Genomic DNA, 17,809 nt, shown 5'->3' on the forward strand with positions numbered 1-17,809 from the left:
GCGGGTGAGGTTTCACCGGTCTCACAGACCGGCCGAAAACCGTCCCTTGCGGGCGGCGGCATGCGGGCGGCGGCATGCGGGAGGCGCCGGCGGGTGGGCACCGCTCTGCAGGGCGGGGGCCGGCCGGGGCGGACGTCCACGTCTGCGACGCGGGGGTGGGGGCGGCGTGCACGGCCACGGCGAGGTCGCCGTCGGACGGCGACAGGCGGGGGACAGGGCGATCGGCGTGCTGGTGCCGCTGCGCGCCGTGCCTGCCGAGGGGCCCGGGGGCCGAGGCGGCGCCCGGGGTCACCAGGGCAGGAAGACGTGCACGTCCTTGCCGTGGTCGTTCGTCACCACGCTGACCTGGGTGCACAGCGTCTGCACCAGGTACCAGCCGATGCCGCCGCCCCCGTGTCGGGGGTGGAAGGGGCGCGGAGTCGGCGGTGTGGTGCTGGTGTCGTGCAGGACGACGTGCACTCCGTCGAAGGTCCGCCGCAGGTGCAGCTCGAAGGGGCCCGGGGCGTACTGCACCGCGTTGGCGGCCAGCTCTGTGACGATCAACACGATGTCGTGCCAGCACTCCTCGGCGGAGGGCGGCTGGATCCTGGCCAGGGCACGGAGGAAGTCCTCAGCGGCCAGCCGGGCCCCCGTCACGTCCCGTGGCTCTCCCTCGAAACGTGTCGTGCGGTTCGGCATATCTCGGGTGGTCAGCGCATTGTCCCAACGCGGCTCGGTTGCCATGTCCCATCCACTACCCGGCGACAGCAGGGCGGTCGTCCCTTCTTGTGAGCATGTCGTTGACATCTGGAGGGTTCCCAGGGGTCAGGAAGGTACGCGTCTCGATCCCATCCGCACCATCGAAAACATATTCGTTTCCCCATGGAATGCGGACCCCCTCCGGGGGCACCCGGACGGCCGTACGGCACCAACACCCCTGACTCCAGGAGAAACTGATGACGAGTTACGGCAGTTCCCCTGCCGCGTCCTCCGGTTCGCGCACCAACGGCCTGGCGATCGCCGGGCTCGTCTGCGGCATCCTCGGCGTGTTCTTCGCCAGCGTGATCCTCGGCCCGCTCGCGATCGTGTTCGGAGCCGTCGGCCTGCGTCAGGCGCCCGCGAAGGGCGGCGGCGGCATGGCCAAGGCCGGCGTGGTGCTCGGCATCATCGACCTGATCATCTTCGTGGTGCTGATCTCCCTGGCCGCGTCCCACGGCGGCTTCAGCTGGTACGTCGGCAGCTGACGGCCGCGCCCCACTGTCAGGACCGGTGACCTCGTACGTCACCGGGACACGCGTCAGCGGAGCACGCGTCACCGGAACACATCGTCGGAGTCGTCCCAGCCGGGCGGCTCCGGCGTGTGGTGCCGCACCGGGCGTGAGCGGGCCGCGTACATCGCGTCGATCTCCGCGGCGTACGCCCGCACGATCGCGTCCCGGCGCAGCTTCAGCGACGGCGTCAGCAGCCCGCTCGCCTGGTCGAACGGCTCCGGCAGGATGCGGAAGACGCGCACCGACTCCGACCGCGACACCGCGCTGTTGGCCGCGGCCACCGCCCGCCCGATCTCCTCACGCAGCGCGTTCTCCTCGCGCGCCTCCCGCATCGGATGGCTGCCCGGCAGCGTCAGCGAGCGCCTCCAGTGCGCCAGGAACTCCGGGTCCAGGGTGATCAGCGCGCCCACGCACGGACGGTTGTCGCCCACGACGACGGCCTGATGGACCAGGGGGTGCAGCCGCAGCCGCTGCTCCAGGAAGGCCGGCGCCACGCTCTTGCCGCCGCTGGTGATGATCACGTCCTTCTTCCGGCCGGTGATGGTCAGATACCCCTCCTCGTCCAGGTGGCCGAGGTCGCCGGTGGCCAGCCAGCCGCCGCGCAGCACGGCCCGGCTGGCGTCCCGGTGGCCGACGTACCCCTGGAACACCGACGGCCCGCGCACCAGGATCTCGCCGTCCCCGGCGATCCGGATCTCCATGCCGGGCAGGGCCTGCCCGACCGTCCCCGCCTTCTCCCGGCCCAGCGGCTGCATCGTGATCCCGCCGCCGGTCTCGGTCAGCCCGTACCCGTCGTGCACATAGATGCCGATGCCCTCGTAGAACAGGGACAGCTCGCGGTGCAGCGGTGAACCGCCGGACGTCGCCCGCGTCACCCGGCCGCCCAGCGCGGCCCGCAGCCGGCGGTACACCGTCCGCTCGTACCGGGCGTGCTGCAGCCGCAGCTCGAAGCCGGGCCCCGGCCCGCGGCCCGTGCGCTGCCGCTCGCACGCCGCCGCGAAATCCCGCGCCGTCTGCGCCGCCCGCTCGAACACGGCGCCGCGCCCGGCCCGCTGGGCGGTGCGCAGGAACGTCTTGTACACCTTCTCGAACACCGACGGCACCGCGTAGAAGTACGTCGGCCGCAGGGTGCGCAGCGCCGAGGACAGCGCCTCCTCGCTCATGTCCGGCTCGTGCCCCATCAGCACCCCGCCGCGCAGGCACAGGCCCTGGATCATCAGGCCGTACACATGGGAGAACGGCAGGAAGGCGAGGACTGAGGGCCGCTGCCCCGCAGGCGCCGCCGTGTGCCCCCAGCCCGCCAGCAGGGTGTCACAGGGGTGCGCCAGCGCCCGGTGGCTCAGCGCGCACCCCATGGGCCGGCCCGAGGTGCCGGAGGTGTAGGCGACGACCGCGGTGGAGTCGGGCAGTACCAGCCGGCGCAGCGAGTCCACCGTGGTCGTCGCGACCGGGTCGCCACGCCGGGCGAGCTGCCCGAGCGCCCCCGCGTCCAGCTGCCACACGTGCCGCAGCCGCGGCAGCGAGGCGCACACCGAGCCGACCGTCATCACGCTCGGCTCGTCCTCGACGACCACGCCCACGCAGCCGGCGTCGCGCAGGATGAACGCCACCTGGTCCCGGGAGGCCGTCGTGTGCACCGGCACCACCTCGGCGCCCACCGCCCACAGCGCGTGGCACAGCACGGTCCACTCGTAGCGGGTGCGCGCCATGATCGCGACGCGGTCGCCCGGCCGGATCCCGGAGGCCACCAGGCCCCGGGCGAGCCCCAGCACCTGGTCGCGCAGTTCCACGGCGGTGACCTCGTCCCAGCCGCCGCCGGCGTTGCGGCGCGCCAGCACGGACCGTACCGGGTCACGGTCGGCGGCGGCGAAGACACTGTCGGCCAGCCCGCCGGTCAGCGGGGCGGCGGGCGGGGGAGCGAGGGCGGGCTCGGGCATGCGCGGCTCCAGGGGATGCGCGGGCGGCTCTGCCGCTGACCTGGGGGACCACCCAGGCCGACGGTGGTGGGACTCTAGCCCCGCCCGGCCGCGCGCGGTGCCCGCTTCGCGGAAGTGATGCCGCTCCGTTGATCTCGCCCGCTACGGGGGACTCGGAGCGCATGAGTTTCACGAATCCCGACCCCGAACCGGAACGCACCACCGGCCTGGAACCGGGCGGCGGCGCCCCCCCGGGCGAGACCCCGCCCGCGGAGAGCAGCCTGCCCGAGGCCGGCCCCCGCGAGGTCCACAACCCGCCCAAGGGCTGGGGGAAGACCCCGCTGGTGCTGATCATCGTCCTCGCGGTGCTGGTGGCGGCCTTCTTCCTGGCCTACGCCATCTCCCTGGCGCTGTGAGCGACGGCGCGGATCCCGGCCGGGCGACCGTGCCGCCGGGACCTCAGGCCTGCGTGCGGGACCTCAGGCCTGCGTGTGCCGTACGCATTCCGCGACCACGTCCCGCAGACTGCCGGTGCGCTCCAGCAAGGCGCGCTGGATCCGGGCGCCGTTGCCGTCGCGCAGCAGCCGGACGCACGACGCGCGGGCGCACTCGAGGTCCCCGCTGTCGGCGAGGGCCTCCTCGACATGGTCCAGCAGGGCCCGCACGACCTCCTCGGCGGGCGCCGGACGCATGGTCGCCGGGTGCAGCAGCTCACCGTCGATCCCGGAGCGCGCGGCCCGCCAGGCCGCCAGCCGCAGCAGGCTCACGCCGTGCCCGGCCGGCTCCACCCCCGCCCGCCACTCCCGTGCCGCGGTCTCCACCAGCCCCCGCACCAGCGTGGCGACCAGCACCGCCGTGTCCGCGTGCAGACACACGTCCGAGACCCGGACCTCCACCGTCGGGTAGCTCTCCGAGAGCCGGGCGTCGAAGTAGACCATCGCCTTGTCGAGGATCACCCCGGTCGCGACCATGTCGTCCACCCGCTGCCGGTACCCCGCCACCGACCCGAACAGCTCGGTCGGCCCCGCCGAGGGCCAGCGCCCCCACACCCGGCTGCGATAACTGCGGTAGCCCGAGTCCAGGCCCTGCCAGAAGGGCGAGTTGGAGCTCAGCGCGGACAGCACCGGCAGCCAGGGCCGGATCCGATCGAGGACGGCCACGCCCTCCTCGTCGGATTCCACCGACACATGGACGTGGCACCCGCACACCAGCTGCTCCCGGGTGGCGATGCCGTACTGCTCGGCCATCCACTGGTAGCGCTCGTTCATCCCGATCGACGGGCTGACGGGCAGGGGCGACGTGGCCAGCGCCGCGACGGTGCAGCCGATGCTCTCGGCGTGCCGGGCCGCTTCCTTGCGGCACCGCACGATCTCCTCGTGGAGATCCGCCATCCCGGACTGCGGCCGGGTGGCGAACTCCAGCATCTGGTCGTACAGCTCCTTCTCGAAGACCTCCTGACCGGCGTCCTCGTGCTCCGCGCGGGCCAGAGCTGCCGCGGACAGAGCCTTCGGATCACCGGTCTCCGGGTCGACGAGGAGCAGTTCCTCCTCCACACCGACTGTGCGCACCTTCAGGCCGCCCTTCCTGGCCGAACCGCTACGGGACGCACAGTCGGGTTCCCCGTGATCGTCAGATGGAACGCGGAGGATACGACGACATCCACACCGTCGCCAGCGGAGGCAGCGTGAGCCGGATCCTGCCGTCCTCCGGCTTGACCGGGTCCGGGAGCGTGACGTCGCTGCCGCCGTACTTCGCCGCGTCGGTGTTGAGGACCTCCTGCCAGGCCGTGACGTCGTCGCCGACGTGCAGGACGTAGTCGTGGCGGACGACGGGCGAGAAGTTGGACACCGCCAGCAGCGGAGCGCCCTCGGCGTCGTGCCGCACGAACGCGAACACGTTGTCGTCGGCGGCGTCGCACGCCACCCAGCGGAAACCGGCCGGGTCCGTGTCCCGCTGCCACAGCGCCGGCGTGGACAGGTACAGGGTGTTCAGATCCCGCACCAGCTCCTGCACCCCGCGGTGGTCCCCCGCCGCCATGTGGCCGGGGTCCATCAGCCACCACTCCGGACCGTGCTCCACGTTCCATTCGCCGCCCTGGGCGAACTCCTGCCCCATGAAGAGCAGTTGCTTGCCCGGGTGCGCCCACATGAAGCCCAGGTAGGCACGGTGGTTGGCGCGGCGCTGCCACCAGTCGCCCGGCATCTTCGACGCCAGGGCCTGCTTGCCGTGCACCACCTCGTCGTGGCTGATCGGCAGGACGTAGTTCTCGCTGTAGGCGTACACCATCGAGAACGTCATCTCGTGATGGTGGTACTTGCGGTGGATCGGCTCCTTGCTCATGTACTGCAGGGAGTCGTGCATCCAGCCCATGTTCCACTTCAGCCCGAAGCCCAGGCCGCCGCTGTCCGTGGGCCGGGTCACGCCGTCCCAGGCCGTGGACTCCTCCGCGATCGTCACGATCCCCGGGCAGCGCCGGTAGACCGTGGCGTTCATCTCCTGCAGGAACGCCTTGGCGGCCAGGTCCTCGTTGCCGCCGAAGATGTTCGGCGTCCACTGGCCTTCCTCGCGCGAGTAGTCCAGGTAGAGCATCGAGGCGACGGCGTCCACGCGCAGGCCGTCGATGTGGAACTCCTCGCACCAGTACACCGCGTTGGCGACCAGGAAGTTGCGCACCTCCGTACGGCCGTAGTCGAACTCGTACGTCCCCCAGTCCGGGTGCTCCGCCCGCTGGTCGTCCCCGGGTTCGTACAGCGGGTCCCCGTCGAAGCGGGCCAGCGCCCAGTCGTCCTTCGGGAAGTGCGCCGGCACCCAGTCCATGATCACGCCGATGCCGGCCCGGTGGCAGGCGTCGACGAAGTAGCGGAAGTCGTCCGGGGTGCCCAGCCGCGGCATCGGCGCGTAGTACGACGTGACCTGGTAGCCCCAGGACCCGCTGAACGGGTGCCCGGCGACCGGCATCAGTTCCACATGCGTGAAGCCCATGTCCCGCACGTACGCCGGCAGTTCCTCGGCCAGCTCGCGGTAGGTCAGGCCCGGACGCCAGGACGGCAGGTGGACCTCGTAGACCGAGAACGGCGCCTGGTGCACCGGCACGTCACCGCGGTGCGCCATCCAGTCCGCGTCGGCCCACTCGTGACGCGACGCCGTGACGATCGACGCCGTGTCCGGCGGCACCTCCGTGCACCGCGCCATCGGGTCCGCCTTGAGGAACCGGTGGCCGTGGCGCGAGGTGATCTCGAACTTGTACCGGGTGCCCTCGCCGACGCCGGGCAGGAACAGCTCCCACACCCCGGACGCGCCCAGCGAGCGCATCGGGAACTGGGTGCCGTCCCAGTAGGTGAAGTCCGCGGCGACCCGCACGCCCTGCGCGTTCGGCGCCCACACCGTGAACCGGGTGCCGGTCACGCCCTCGTGGGTCATCGGCTCCGCGCCGAGCGCCTTCCACAGCTGCTCGTGCCGGCCCTCCCGGATCAGGTGCAGGTCGAACTCGCCGAGCGCCGGCAGGAACCGGTACGGGTCGTCCACCACGTACTCGGCGTCCTCGTAGGCCACCGCCAGCTTGTAGGCCGGGATCTTCTTCAGCGGCAGCACGGCCGAGAACAGGCCGTCACCGTCCGAGGTCAGCGGATGCCGCTTGCGGCCGGCCACCACGGTGACCGCGCGGGCGAAGGGGCGCAGCGCCCGGAAGAGCACCCCGCCGGGTACGGGGTGGGCGCCCAGCAGGGCGTGCGGATCGTGATGGGCACCCGCCAGCAGCCTGCCCCGGTCGGCCGGGTCCAGGTCGGTGGCCGCTGTGCGGGCCGGGCCCGACGGCTCGGGGAGTGAGGTGTCGCGGAGCGCCACGGGTCAGTCTCCTCTCACGGCGAGTCGTTCGATCGCCGCCATGGGTACGGGAAGCCAGGCAGGACGGTGCTTGGCCTCGTAGAGCACTTCGTACACAGCCCTGTCGGTCTCGTAGGCGCGCAGCAGGGCGTGTTTCTTGCGTGGGTCCCAGCCCGCCCGCGCGGCATAGCCCGCGCAGTAGGCCTCCCGGCAGCGGCGCGCCCACTCGGGCCGCCACGGCCGGCGCTGGCGGGCCGCGTAGTCGAAGGAGCGCAGCATGCCGGCGATGTCCCGCACCGGTGAATGCGTGCTGCGCCGCTCGGCCAGCGGCCGCGACGGTTCGCCCTCGAAGTCGATGACGAACCACTCCCGTCCGGCGCGCAGCACCTGGCCCAGGTGCAGGTCGCCGTGGATGCGCTGGGCCGGGGGCCCCGGGTCGCAGGCCACGAGCGCGCCGAAGGCCGCCCGCAGTCCCGGCACGTGCGGGCGCAGCGCCTTCACCTGGTGGGCGGCGGCGTCCAGCCGCTCGGTCATCGCCGCCGCCAGCCGGGCGTTCTCCGCGTGGCCCCCGGCCGGGAAGGCCGCGGCCAGCGCGAGGTGCACCTCGGCGGTGGCGGCGCCCAGCGCGCTCGCCTCAGCCGTGAAGTCCTCTCCGCGGGAGAGGGCCTGCAGGGCCAGCGTCCAGCCGTCGGACGCGTTCGGCAGGAACGGCTGCAGCACGCCCAGCGTCGCCTCCTGGGGCTGGCTGGTGCGCACCCAGGCCACGGGGGCCGGCACCCGCGCACAGCCCTCCCGGGCGAGCGCCAGCGGCACCTCCAGATCCGGGTTGATGCCGGGCTGGATCCGCCGGAACAGTTTCAGGATGAACGCGTCGCCGTACACCAGCGACGTGTTGGACTGCTCGGCGTCCAGCAGCCGGGGCGCGAGACCGGACGGGATCGGCACCGACGGATCGGAGTCGAACAGCAGCGGCCCGAGCGTCCCGGTGTGCCGCATCCGCTCCAGCAGCAGATGCGCCGAGCGCGGGTCCAGCAGCGCGTCGTAGACCGTGAGACCGGCCATCGGGCCGCTCTCCGCCCGCCCGATCAGCGCCTTGCCCAGCCGGGGCGAGAGATGCTCCTGGAAGCCGAGCAGCAACTGGTAGCAGTCGCCGCCGGCCGGGGCCACCGTTCCGCCGGGCGCGGGCACACCGGCGTGCGGCGGAGGCGACCCGGCGTGCGCGGCATGGATGAGCACATGCAGACAGCCCGGGAACAGCTCGGTCATCGACAGCAGACGCAGATCCGTGACCGGCCGGTCCTTCCCGGCGAACCAGCGTTGCCGCGGCAGCCACTCGCGCAGCAGACCCGCGAGCGAGTCCAGATGCAGAGCGACGCCGGCAGTGCTCGGCTGGAGGGATGCGGTCTTCGGCATGGTGACGCGTCCTTTCCTCGGCGCGCTACTGTCGGCGGCCGATGCGGGATGCGACTCGGGCGAGCCGGAACCAGTAGAAGCCGTGGCCTGCGATGGTGAGCAGGTAGGGCAGCTCTCCGATGGCAGGGAAGCGCACCCCGCCGAAGAGTTCGACCGGATGGCGGCCGTTGTAGGCCCGCAGGTCCAGCTCGGTGGGCTGGGCGAAGCGGGAGAAGTTGTGCACGCACAGCACGAGGTCGTCCTCGTACTCGCGCAGGAACGCCAGCACCGCCGGGTTCGACGAGGTCAGCTCCGTGTAGGTGCCCAGTCCGAAGGCGGGGTTCTGCTTGCGGATCTCGATCATCCGGCGCGTCCAGTGCAGCAGCGAGGAGGGCGACGCCATGGACGCCTCGACGTTGGTGACCTGGTAGCCGTAGACCGGGTCCATGATCGTGGGCAGATAGAGCCGCCCGGGGTCGGCCGTGGAGAAGCCGGCGTTGCGGTCCGGGGTCCACTGCATGGGGGTGCGCACCGCGTCGCGGTCACCGAGCCAGATGTTGTCGCCCATGCCGATCTCGTCGCCGTAGTAGATGATCGGCGATCCGGGCAGGGACAGCAGCAGCGCGGTGAAGAGTTCGATGGTGTTGCGGTCGTTGTCCAGCAGGGGCGCGAGCCGGCGGCGGATGCCGATGTTGGCGCGCATCCGCGGGTCCTTGGCGTACTCGGCCCACATGTAGTCGCGCTCTTCGTCCGTGACCATCTCGAGCGTCAGCTCGTCGTGGTTGCGCAGGAAGATGCCCCACTGGCAGCCGGACGGGATCGGCGGGGTCTTCGCGAGGATCTCGGAGACCGGGTAGCGGGATTCCCGTCGCACGGCCATGAAGATGCGCGGCATGACCGGGAAGTGGAAGGCCATGTGGCACTCGTCGCCGCCGGCGGAGTAGTCGCCGAAGTAGTCGACCACGTCCTCCGGCCACTGGTTGGCCTCCGCCAGCAGCACGGTGTCCGGGTACATGAGGTCGATCTCGCGGCGCACCCGCTTCAGGAACTCATGGGTTGCCGGAAGGTTTTCGCAGTTGCTGCCTTCCTCCGCGTACAGGTACGGCACCGCGTCCAGCCGGAAGCCGTCGATGCCGAGGTCCAGCCAGAACCGCAGCGCGGCCAGGATCTCCTCCTGCACCGCCGGGTTCTCGTAGTTGAGGTCGGGCTGGTGGGAGAAGAACCGGTGGAAGTAGTACTGCTTGCGCACCGGATCGAAGGTCCAGTTCGAGACCTCGGTGTCGACGAAGATGATCCGGGCGTCCGCGTATCCCTTGTCGTCGTCGGCCCACATGTAGAAGTCCCCGTACGGCCCGTCGGGGTTGTTGCGCGACTCCTGGAACCACGGGTGCTGGTCGCTGGTGTGGTTCATGACGAAGTCGATGATCACGCGCATGCCGCGCTGGTGGGCGGCGTCGACGAACTCCACGAAGTCCGCCAGGTCGCCGAACTCGGGCAGTACCGAGGTGTAGTCGGCGACGTCGTAGCCGCCGTCCCGCAGCGGTGACTTGAAGAAGGGCGGCAGCCACAGGCAGTCGACGCCCAGCCACTGCAGATAGTCGAGTTTGGCGGTGAGTCCCTTGAGGTCGCCGACGCCGTCGCCGTTGCTGTCCTGGAAGGAGCGGACGAGGACCTCGTAGAAGACGGCGCGCTTGAACCAGTCGGGGTCCCGGTCCTTGGCCGGGGTGTCCTCGAAGGTGTCCGGGACGGGCGAGTTGACGGACATGGGGCTGATCGACCTCCGTTGCGTGGGGTGACTCACCGGACGTGGAACACGTGGGCCGGCGTCCGACCGGGGTCGAGGCGCACGTAGTTGGCGCCGGACCAGCGGTAGTCAGCACCGGTCAGTTCGTCGTGCACGGTCGTCTCGGCGTGCCAGTCCAGGCCGAGGTGCGGCATGTCCAACGAGACCGTGGCCTCCTGGGTGTGGTGCGGGTCGAGGTTCGCCACCACCAGAACCGTGTCGTCGCCCTCGCGCTTGCTGTAGGCGATGACCGCGTCGTTGTCGGTGGTGTGGAAACGGAGGTTGCGGAGCCGGCGGAGCGCCGGGTGGCCGCGCCGGATCTCGTTGAGGCGGGTGATCAGCGGGGCGATGGTGCGGCCCTCGCGCTCGGCGGCCCCCCAGTCACGCGCGACGAGCTGGTACTTCTCCGAGTCGAGGTACTCCTCGCTGCCCGGCTTCAGCGGCGTGTTCTCGCACAGCTCGTAGCCGGAGTAGACGCCCCAGGTGGGGGAGAGGGTCGCGGCGAGGACGGCACGCACCTCGAAGGCGGCCCGTCCGCCGTGCTGGAGGTAGCCGGGCAGGATGTCCGGGGTGTTGGCGAAGAAGTTCGGCCGCATGTAGGAAGCCGCCTCGCCGGACAGCTCCGTGAGGTACTCCGTCAGCTCCTGCTTGCTGTTGCGCCAGGTGAAGTACGTGTACGACTGCTGGAAACCGATCTGACCGAGGGTGTGCATCATGGCCGGGCGGGTGAACGCCTCGGCCAGGAAGATCACGTCCGGGTCGGAGGCGTTGACGTCCGCGATGACCCGCTCCCAGAAGACCACCGGCTTGGTGTGCGGGTTGTCGACGCGGAAGATCCGCACCCCGTGCTCCATCCAGTGCCGCAGGACGCGGACCGTCTCCGTGACCAGGCCGTCCATGTCCTGGTCGAAGGCGATCGGATAGATGTCCTGGTACTTCTTCGGCGGGTTCTCGGCGTAGGCGATCGTCCCGTCGGGCCGGTGGTGGAACCACTCCGGGTACTTGTGCACCCACGGGTGGTCGGGGGAGCACTGGAGCGCGAAGTCGAGGGCGATCTCCAGGCCATGGGAGCGCGCCTGCCCCACGAACCAGTCGAAGTCCTCGATCGTCCCCAGCTGCGGGTGGACGGCGTCGTGCCCGCCCTCCGGTGAACCGATCGCCCAGGGCACGCCCACGTCGTCGGTACCGGCGGTCAGGGTGTTGTTCTTCCCCTTGCGGAAGGTCGTGCCGATCGGATGGATCGGCGGCAGATAGACGACGTCGAAGCCCATCGCGGCGATCTTCGGCAGCCGCCGGGCGGCGGTGCGGAAGGTGCCGTGCGGCTGCTCCGGCGTGCCCTCCGAGCGCGGGAAGAACTCGTACCAGGACCCGAACAGCGCCCGCTCCCGCTCCACCAGCAGCGGCATGGCCTTGGACGCGGTGACCAGTTCCCGCAGCGGATGGCGGGCCAGCACCTCGTCCACCTCCGGCGCCAGGGCCGCGGCGTAACGCTCCTGCACCGGCAGCGAGTCGTCGAGGAGGGTCTTCGCGGTCTGCCGCAGCAGGACGCGCGCCGGGCCGCGCGGTGCCCGGGCCGCCGCCCGCTCGTACAGCTGGCCGCCCTCCTCCAGCACCAGGCCCGTGTCGATGTCCGCCGGGATCTTGATCGCCGCGTGCCGGCGCCAGGTGGTGACCGGATCGCTCCACGCCTCCACGGTGTACGTCCAGTGGCCCTCCGCGTCCGGCGTCACCTCGGCGCCCCAGCGGTCGCTGCCCTCGGCCAGTTCACGCATGGGTGTCCACGGCCCCTTGCGGCCGTCGGGACCGCGCAGGACGACGTTCGCGGCGACCGCGTCGTGCCCCTCGCGGAACACGGTCGCGGTCACCTGGAACGTCTCGCCCACGACGGCCTTCGCCGGTCGCCTGCCGCACTCCACGCGCGGATGGACATCCCGCACGGGGATACGGCCGATGGGCCTGGTGGACTTCATCGTGAACCTCCTGCGTGCTCGAAGCCGGGCCGTGGCCCGGCTGGTGGATGTCCAAGCTGCACCGGAGGAGGGCTAGTGCTCCGCCGGGAAACGCCGGGCGGAGCGTGATCCACTCCTGCGCGCCACGTTTTTCGTCCGTCGTCGCGGGGCGCCCTGCCACAGGGAGGTGGCCGCGTCCGACCGCAGATACCGTTCGGCTGCGTCGGCGGCCTCCCGGGCGCAACGCTTGCCCATCAGCACGCACAGGGTGTATCCGGTGTCCTCGAAGGTGGCCCTGACCGCGCTGTCGGCCGGGGAGGCGAGCATGGCCCGCTCCCACGCGCGGTAACGCTGCAGATGCCTGGCGACTTCGGCTTTCGCGGGTAGCAGCATGGCGCTGTTCACCTTCCAGGAGTGCGAGAGGTATGACGCCCGACGGACGGGCCGGCCGCGTACGCAGAGGGGCATCAGCCGAAAAACCTCTCGTGGCCTTCACTTATGGTGCACGCGCGATGACCTACCGTCCTGTTGGATCTTGGCCGTGGTGCGCTCGTGTTGCACGAATGGCGTATCACCCTCAGTGTGGGAGGTGACTCAGAAGCGAACATCGCTCACGCTTCGTGTTCGGGGTTCCGCCCGCCAGGGCGTTGGGAGCCTGAGCGTCGCCGGTGAGGAGCCAACGACGATGAAGACCGCAGTGCCCTGCTACTACCACCTCGACGTGGAAGTCAGCCCGGAACGGGTCGGACAGGTCAGGCGCATTCTGGCCGCGCACCTGAAGTACTGGGACCTGGAGAACCTGGTCGAGCCCGTGTGCCGCAGCACCGAGATGCTGCTGCAGGCCATCGACGAACACGCCACCGACAAGAACACCTCCATCGAGCTGTGGTGGAACGGTCAGCACCTGATCACCGCCATCGGGGAGAACGACTGCGACCTGCGCCCGGACCAGGACCTGCGCAGCTGCCTGGAGCGCCTCGCGGCGAGCAGCGACGGGTGGGGGTGCTGCGCCACCGACACCGGCAGCAAGGTCATCTGGTTCTCGCAGCGGGCCCGCGTCGGCGACCGCGAGCCCCTCATCCCGACCACACCGTTCCCGGCCCTGCGCGAGATGCTCCAGGTGCCGCGTGCGCTCAGGACCGTCGCCCTGGCGGGCGAACCGGTGGGCGACGTACTGGAGGCGAGCCGGTGACGACCACCGACCCGAAGAAGAAGGCAGGGGTGCCCGTCTGGAGCGGGCACCCCTACCCGCTGGGTGCCGTCCATGACGGCCAGGGCACCAACTTCGCGCTGTTCAGCGAGGTCGCCGAGCGCGTCGAACTGATCCTCGTCGACGACCGCGGCGCCCACCGCACCGTCCCGCTGACCGAGGCGGACGGCTTCGTCTGGCACGGCTACCTCCCGGGCGTCGGCCCCGGCCAGCGCTACGGCTACCGGGTGCACGGGCCGTGGGCGCCCGCCATGGGCCACCGCTGCAACCCCGCGAAGCTGCTCCTCGACCCGTACGCACGTGCGGTCGACGGCCAGATCGACAACCATCCCTCGCTGTACGAGCGCAACCCCCAGGGCCCCGACCCGGCCGACAGCGCCGGGCACACCATGCTCGGCGTGGTCACCGACCCGTACTTCGACTGGGGCGACGACCGGCCGCCGCGCACCCCCTACGCCGACAGCGTGATCTACGAGGCGCACGTGCGCGGCCTGACCCGCACCCACCCGGACGTGCCGCCCGAGCTGCGCGGCACCTACGCCGGCCTCGCCCACCCGGCCGTCCTCGACCACCTGACCTCGCTAGGGGTGACCGCGGTGGAGCTGATGCCGGTCCACCAGTTCGTCCAGGACGGCGTGCTGCAGGACAAGGGCCTGGCCAACTACTGGGGCTACAACACCATCGGCTTCTTCGCCCCGCACAACGCCTACGCCGCCCACGGCAGCCGGGGCCAGCAGGTCGCGGAGTTCAAGTCGATGGTCAAGGCGATGCACGAGGCCGGCCTCGAGGTGATCCTCGACGTCGTCTACAACCACACGGCCGAGGGCAACGAGAAGGGCCCGACCCTGTCCTTCCGCGGCATCGACAACGCCTCGTACTACCGCCTGGTGGACGGCGACTTCGCGCACTACTACGACACCACCGGCACCGGCAACAGCCTGCTGATGCGCCACCCGTACGTGCTGCAGCTGATCATGGACTCGCTGCGGTACTGGGTGACAGAGATGCACGTCGACGGGTTCCGCTTCGACCTCGCGGCCACACTGGCGAGGCAGTTCCACGAGGTGGACCGGCTCTCGGCCTTCTTCGACCTCATCCAGCAGGACCCGGTGATCAGCAGGGTGAAGCTGATCGCCGAGCCCTGGGACGTCGGCGAGGGCGGCTACCAGGTCGGCAACTTCCCGCCGCTGTGGTCGGAGTGGAACGGCAAGTACCGCGACACGGTACGCGACTTCTGGCGCACCGAGCCCGGCTCACTCGGCGAGTTCGCCTCCCGCCTGACCGGCTCCTCCGACCTCTACCAGCACAACCGGCGCCGCCCGCGCGCCAGCGTCAACTTCGTCACCGCGCACGACGGGTTCACCCTGCGCGACCTGGTCTCCTACAACGACAAGCACAACGAGGCCAACGGCGAGGGCAACCGCGACGGCGAGAGCCACAACCGCTCCTGGAACTGCGGCACCGAGGGCGAGACCGCCAACCCCGCCGTCCTGGAACTGCGCGCCCGCCAGCAGCGCAACCTGCTCGCCACCCTGCTGCTGTCCCAGGGCATCCCGATGCTGTCCCACGGCGACGAACTCGGACGCACCCAGCGCGGCAACAACAACGCCTACTGCCAGGACAACGACATCTCCTGGATCGACTGGCGGCTGACCGACGAACAGCGCGACCTGGCCGGCTTCACGCGCCGCCTCATCCAGCTGCGCGCCGAGCACCCGGTCCTGCGCCGCCGCCGCTTCTTCCGCGGCGAGACCGCGACCAACGCCGACCAGCCCCTGCCCGACCTGGTCTGGCTGCTGCCGGACGCCCAGGAGATGACCGACGAGGAGTGGCAGCGCTCCGACGCCCACTGCATCGGCGTGTTCCTCAACGGCGACGCCATCGCCGAACCGGACCGCTACGGCCGCCCGGTCGTCGACGACTCCTTCCTCCTCCTGCTCAACAGCTACTGGGAGCCAGTGGTCTTCACCCTCCCCGACCCCCCGTACGGCGACCGCTGGACGGCCCGCATCGACACCGCGGAACCGGACGGCACGCCCGACGAAACCGAGTACAAGGCGGCGACGGACGTCACGGTCGCCCCCCGCAGCCTGGTCGTCCTCTCCCGCCCGTCCCGGGGCCGGAGGAACCCGGCGCCGCCGCGCGAACGCTCCTGACCGCACAAGGCGCCGCCGCCCCCCACCAAGGGGAGCGGCGGCGCCTCGCGTGCCGGGGGGCGACGTCCTCAGCGCAGCGAAGCCCCGCGGGAGGTGATCGTGAACTGAGCGCCGTCGGGATCCCGCAGCACGGCCTCGTCCGCGCCCTTGCCCAGCACGCTCCCCCCGTGCTGCTCCGCGGTCAACGCGCACGCCGTCACGTCGGCGACGGCGAAGTGGACCTGCCAGTGCGGCCGGATCGTCGGATCGGGCGCCGCCTCCAGCGCACCCGACTCGATGCGCGCCACGATCTCCCCCTCGCTGCGCAGCACCACCTCGTCACCCTCGTACCCCACCTCGCAGCAGCCGGGCAGCCGGGACGCCCAGTCGAGGATCTCGCCGTAGAAGATCGCCGCGTCGAACGCGTCGCGGGTGTGCAGCCGGATGAAGGCCGGCGAGGCCTGCCGCCAGCTCTCCCAGTTGGTGAAGAGCTCGCCCTCCCAGATCCCGAACGTCGCGCCGTCCCGGTCCGCGATCAGCGCGGCCCGTCCCGGCGGCAGCGAGATCGGCCCGACGGCCACCGTCCCGCCCCGCTCGCGCGCCCGTGACACGGCCTCGTCGGCGCTCGGCACCGCGAAGTACGGCGTCCACGCCACCGCCATCTGCCACATCGTGGCGACCGCGGCGATCCCGGCGACCGGCACGTCGTCGGCCAGCGCGATGCGGAACCGGTCACCCAGCTTCCCCTTGCGCCACTTCCACCCCAGCACCGCGGAGTAGAAGTCCTGGGTGGTCTCCAGATCACGGCTGGTCAGGCTCACCCAGCAGGGCGCGCCGAAGACGTGGTGGGACGAGACGACCTCGGTCGCTCGCGGGGACGGTGGGGAGGGTGGCGTGTCGTGGTTCATGGCGCTCGCGTCCTGATCTCTTCGGCCGGTCGGCCACCGGTCCACCTCCAGTGTCCGGCCGGACCCCTGCGGGCCGCCTGTCGAATACCCCCGGTGGCGGCGGGCGGCCCCCGGGGGCAACGTTGGAGAGGTGGCACGAGTACCGCGGGACCCGGACGACGAAACCGGTCGGCTCTTCGAGCTCCAGGAAGAAGTGGATCAGCTCAAGGAAGCGGTCACCTCGCACGCGGTGGTCGACCAGGCGATCGGAATGATCGTGGCACTCGGCCGGATGACACCCGATCAGGGCTGGCAGGTCCTGAAGGAGGTCTCCCAGCACACCAACATCAAGCTCCGCAACGTCGCGGAGCTGATAGTGATTTGGGCCCGCACCGGGGAGATGCCGCCACAGATCCGTGCGGAGCTCGAGGACGCCATGGACCGCCACGGCCCCACGCAGATCCCGGGGACGCCACCGACCGGGTGACGCCCCCGTCTCCGGAATCCGGAATACCGCGGAGTCTCCGGATCACCGCGGACCGCTGCCCCGGCCCGCGTCCGCTGGTCACTGACGCTCGGCGAGGATCTCCTCACGCAGCTGGGCGAAGCAGCCGCTGAGCAGCCGCGAGACGTGCATCTGGGAGATGCCCAGCTGCTCGGCGATCCGGCTCTGCGTCATCCCCTGGAAGAACCGCAGGTAGAGGATGGTCCGCTCGCGCTCCGGGAGGGCCTGCAGGCAGGGCTTGACCGCCTCGCGGTCCACGACGGTGTCGAAGCCGGGGTCCGGGCCGCCGAGCGCGTCGCCGAGGGCGTAGCCGTCGGTGCCGGGCATCTCAGCCTCCAGCGACAGCGCGGAGAAGCACTCCAGCGCCTCCATGCCGGTCCGTACCTCCTGCTCGGTGAGCTGGGCGTACGCGGCGATCTCGGCGATGGTGGGCTGCCGCCCCGGGATGGTCTGGCCGAGTTCCTTGACCGCGCGCCGGACGCGGTTGCGCAGGTCCTGGACCCGGCGCGGCACGTGCAGCGTCCACATGTGGTCACGGAAGTGCCGCTTGATCTCACCGGTGATCGTCGGCACGGCGTACGCCTCGAAGGCTCCGCCGCGGTCCGGGTCGAAGTGGTCGACGGCCTTCACGAGCCCGAGGGCGGCGACCTGGTAGAGGTCCTCGAGGGACTCCCCGCGGCCGCGGAAACGTACGGCGATCCGCTCGGCCATGGGCAGCCACTGGCGGACCAGCTCGTCGCGCAGAGCCTTGCGCTCGGCGCCGTCGGGCAGCGTCGCCAGGCGGGCGAAATCGGCGGCGGTGTCGGGGGCGTCGTCGTGCGGATGCTGCTGCGTCCTGATGGCGGTACGCATCGATGCGCGCCTCCCTCAGCGGATGCTGGGTGGACAGACACCGTGGGACGGGCGCGCGGACCGGACATGGAGGGCGTCGGGTCCGGTACACCGGGCCCACGGAGGTGC

15 protein-coding genes are annotated in these 17,809 nt (G+C 71.1%); 5 read left to right on the forward strand and 10 right to left on the reverse strand.

Features of this window, described 5'->3' with window-relative positions:
• Positions 1 to 288: 288 nt before the first annotated feature.
• Positions 289 to 723, reverse strand: a complete 435-nt coding sequence (locus tag AB0E88_RS21125) for an ATP-binding protein (RefSeq protein ID WP_361632509.1) — start codon at positions 721 to 723, stop codon at positions 289 to 291.
• A gap of 212 nt (positions 724 to 935) precedes the next feature.
• On the opposite strand from AB0E88_RS21125, the gene AB0E88_RS21130 reads away from it, so the two are divergent.
• Positions 936 to 1,223 (forward strand): DUF4190 domain-containing protein, encoded by a 288-nt coding sequence (locus AB0E88_RS21130; RefSeq protein ID WP_361632511.1) that lies wholly within the window; start codon positions 936 to 938, stop codon positions 1,221 to 1,223.
• A 68-nt stretch (positions 1,224 to 1,291) separates the two neighbouring features.
• Here AB0E88_RS21130 and AB0E88_RS21135 read toward each other — a convergent pair whose 3' ends face one another.
• Positions 1,292 to 3,187, reverse strand: a complete 1,896-nt coding sequence (locus tag AB0E88_RS21135; protein WP_361632513.1) for an AMP-dependent synthetase/ligase — start codon at positions 3,185 to 3,187, stop codon at positions 1,292 to 1,294.
• A gap of 161 nt (positions 3,188 to 3,348) precedes the next feature.
• On the opposite strand from AB0E88_RS21135, the gene AB0E88_RS21140 reads away from it, so the two are divergent.
• Positions 3,349 to 3,582, forward strand: a complete 234-nt coding sequence (locus AB0E88_RS21140) for a DUF6480 family protein (protein ID WP_361632515.1) — start codon at positions 3,349 to 3,351, stop codon at positions 3,580 to 3,582.
• Positions 3,583 to 3,645: 63 nt separating this feature from the next.
• Here AB0E88_RS21140 and AB0E88_RS21145 read toward each other — a convergent pair whose 3' ends face one another.
• The 6 genes from AB0E88_RS21145 to AB0E88_RS21170 form a co-directional block, all read right to left on the reverse strand.
• On the reverse strand, positions 3,646 to 4,734 hold the full coding sequence (locus AB0E88_RS21145) for a glutamate--cysteine ligase (protein ID WP_361632517.1): 1,089 nt from the start codon (positions 4,732 to 4,734) through the stop codon (positions 3,646 to 3,648).
• A gap of 61 nt (positions 4,735 to 4,795) precedes the next feature.
• Entirely contained in the window at positions 4,796 to 7,009 is a 2,214-nt protein-coding gene (gene glgB, locus AB0E88_RS21150) for a 1,4-alpha-glucan branching enzyme (protein WP_361632518.1), read from the reverse strand.
• Positions 7,010 to 7,012: 3 nt separating this feature from the next.
• Positions 7,013 to 8,401 carry a maltokinase gene (locus AB0E88_RS21155; protein WP_361632519.1) on the reverse strand — a complete coding sequence of 463 codons (1,389 nt, stop codon included), beginning with the start codon at positions 8,399 to 8,401 and terminating at the stop codon, positions 7,013 to 7,015.
• Positions 8,402 to 8,426: 25 nt separating this feature from the next.
• Complete coding sequence (gene treS, locus AB0E88_RS21160; protein WP_361632521.1) at positions 8,427 to 10,145, reverse strand: maltose alpha-D-glucosyltransferase; 1,719 nt, start codon at positions 10,143 to 10,145, stop codon at positions 8,427 to 8,429.
• Between the two features lie 32 nt (positions 10,146 to 10,177).
• Positions 10,178 to 12,133, reverse strand: coding sequence for an alpha-1,4-glucan--maltose-1-phosphate maltosyltransferase (locus AB0E88_RS21165; RefSeq protein ID WP_361632523.1), 1,956 nt, complete (start codon positions 12,131 to 12,133; stop codon positions 10,178 to 10,180).
• 72 nt (positions 12,134 to 12,205) lie between these two features.
• On the reverse strand, positions 12,206 to 12,505 hold the full coding sequence (locus AB0E88_RS21170; RefSeq protein ID WP_361632525.1) for a DUF5133 domain-containing protein: 300 nt from the start codon (positions 12,503 to 12,505) through the stop codon (positions 12,206 to 12,208).
• Between the two features lie 292 nt (positions 12,506 to 12,797).
• On the opposite strand from AB0E88_RS21170, the gene AB0E88_RS21175 reads away from it, so the two are divergent.
• Both AB0E88_RS21175 and glgX read left to right on the forward strand, forming a co-directional pair.
• Complete coding sequence (locus AB0E88_RS21175) at positions 12,798 to 13,304, forward strand: pep a2 (protein WP_361632527.1); 507 nt, start codon at positions 12,798 to 12,800, stop codon at positions 13,302 to 13,304.
• Positions 13,305 to 13,333: 29 nt separating this feature from the next.
• Entirely contained in the window at positions 13,334 to 15,478 is a 2,145-nt protein-coding gene (gene glgX, locus AB0E88_RS21180; protein WP_361632629.1) for a glycogen debranching protein GlgX, read from the forward strand.
• A 68-nt stretch (positions 15,479 to 15,546) separates the two neighbouring features.
• Here glgX and AB0E88_RS21185 read toward each other — a convergent pair whose 3' ends face one another.
• On the reverse strand, positions 15,547 to 16,365 hold the full coding sequence (locus tag AB0E88_RS21185) for a VOC family protein (protein WP_361632529.1): 819 nt from the start codon (positions 16,363 to 16,365) through the stop codon (positions 15,547 to 15,549).
• A gap of 130 nt (positions 16,366 to 16,495) precedes the next feature.
• On the opposite strand from AB0E88_RS21185, the gene AB0E88_RS21190 reads away from it, so the two are divergent.
• Entirely contained in the window at positions 16,496 to 16,831 is a 336-nt protein-coding gene (locus AB0E88_RS21190) for an ANTAR domain-containing protein (protein ID WP_361632531.1), read from the forward strand.
• 78 nt (positions 16,832 to 16,909) lie between these two features.
• Here AB0E88_RS21190 and AB0E88_RS21195 read toward each other — a convergent pair whose 3' ends face one another.
• A complete protein-coding gene (locus AB0E88_RS21195) occupies positions 16,910 to 17,701 on the reverse strand; it encodes an RNA polymerase sigma factor SigF (RefSeq protein ID WP_361632533.1) in 792 nt (263 codons plus the stop codon).
• Between the last annotated feature and the right edge of the window lie 108 nt (positions 17,702 to 17,809).

It is taken from the genome of Streptomyces sp. NPDC028635 (genome assembly GCF_040637635.1).
In the GTDB taxonomy this organism is placed as follows: domain Bacteria; phylum Actinomycetota; class Actinomycetes; order Streptomycetales; family Streptomycetaceae; genus Streptomyces.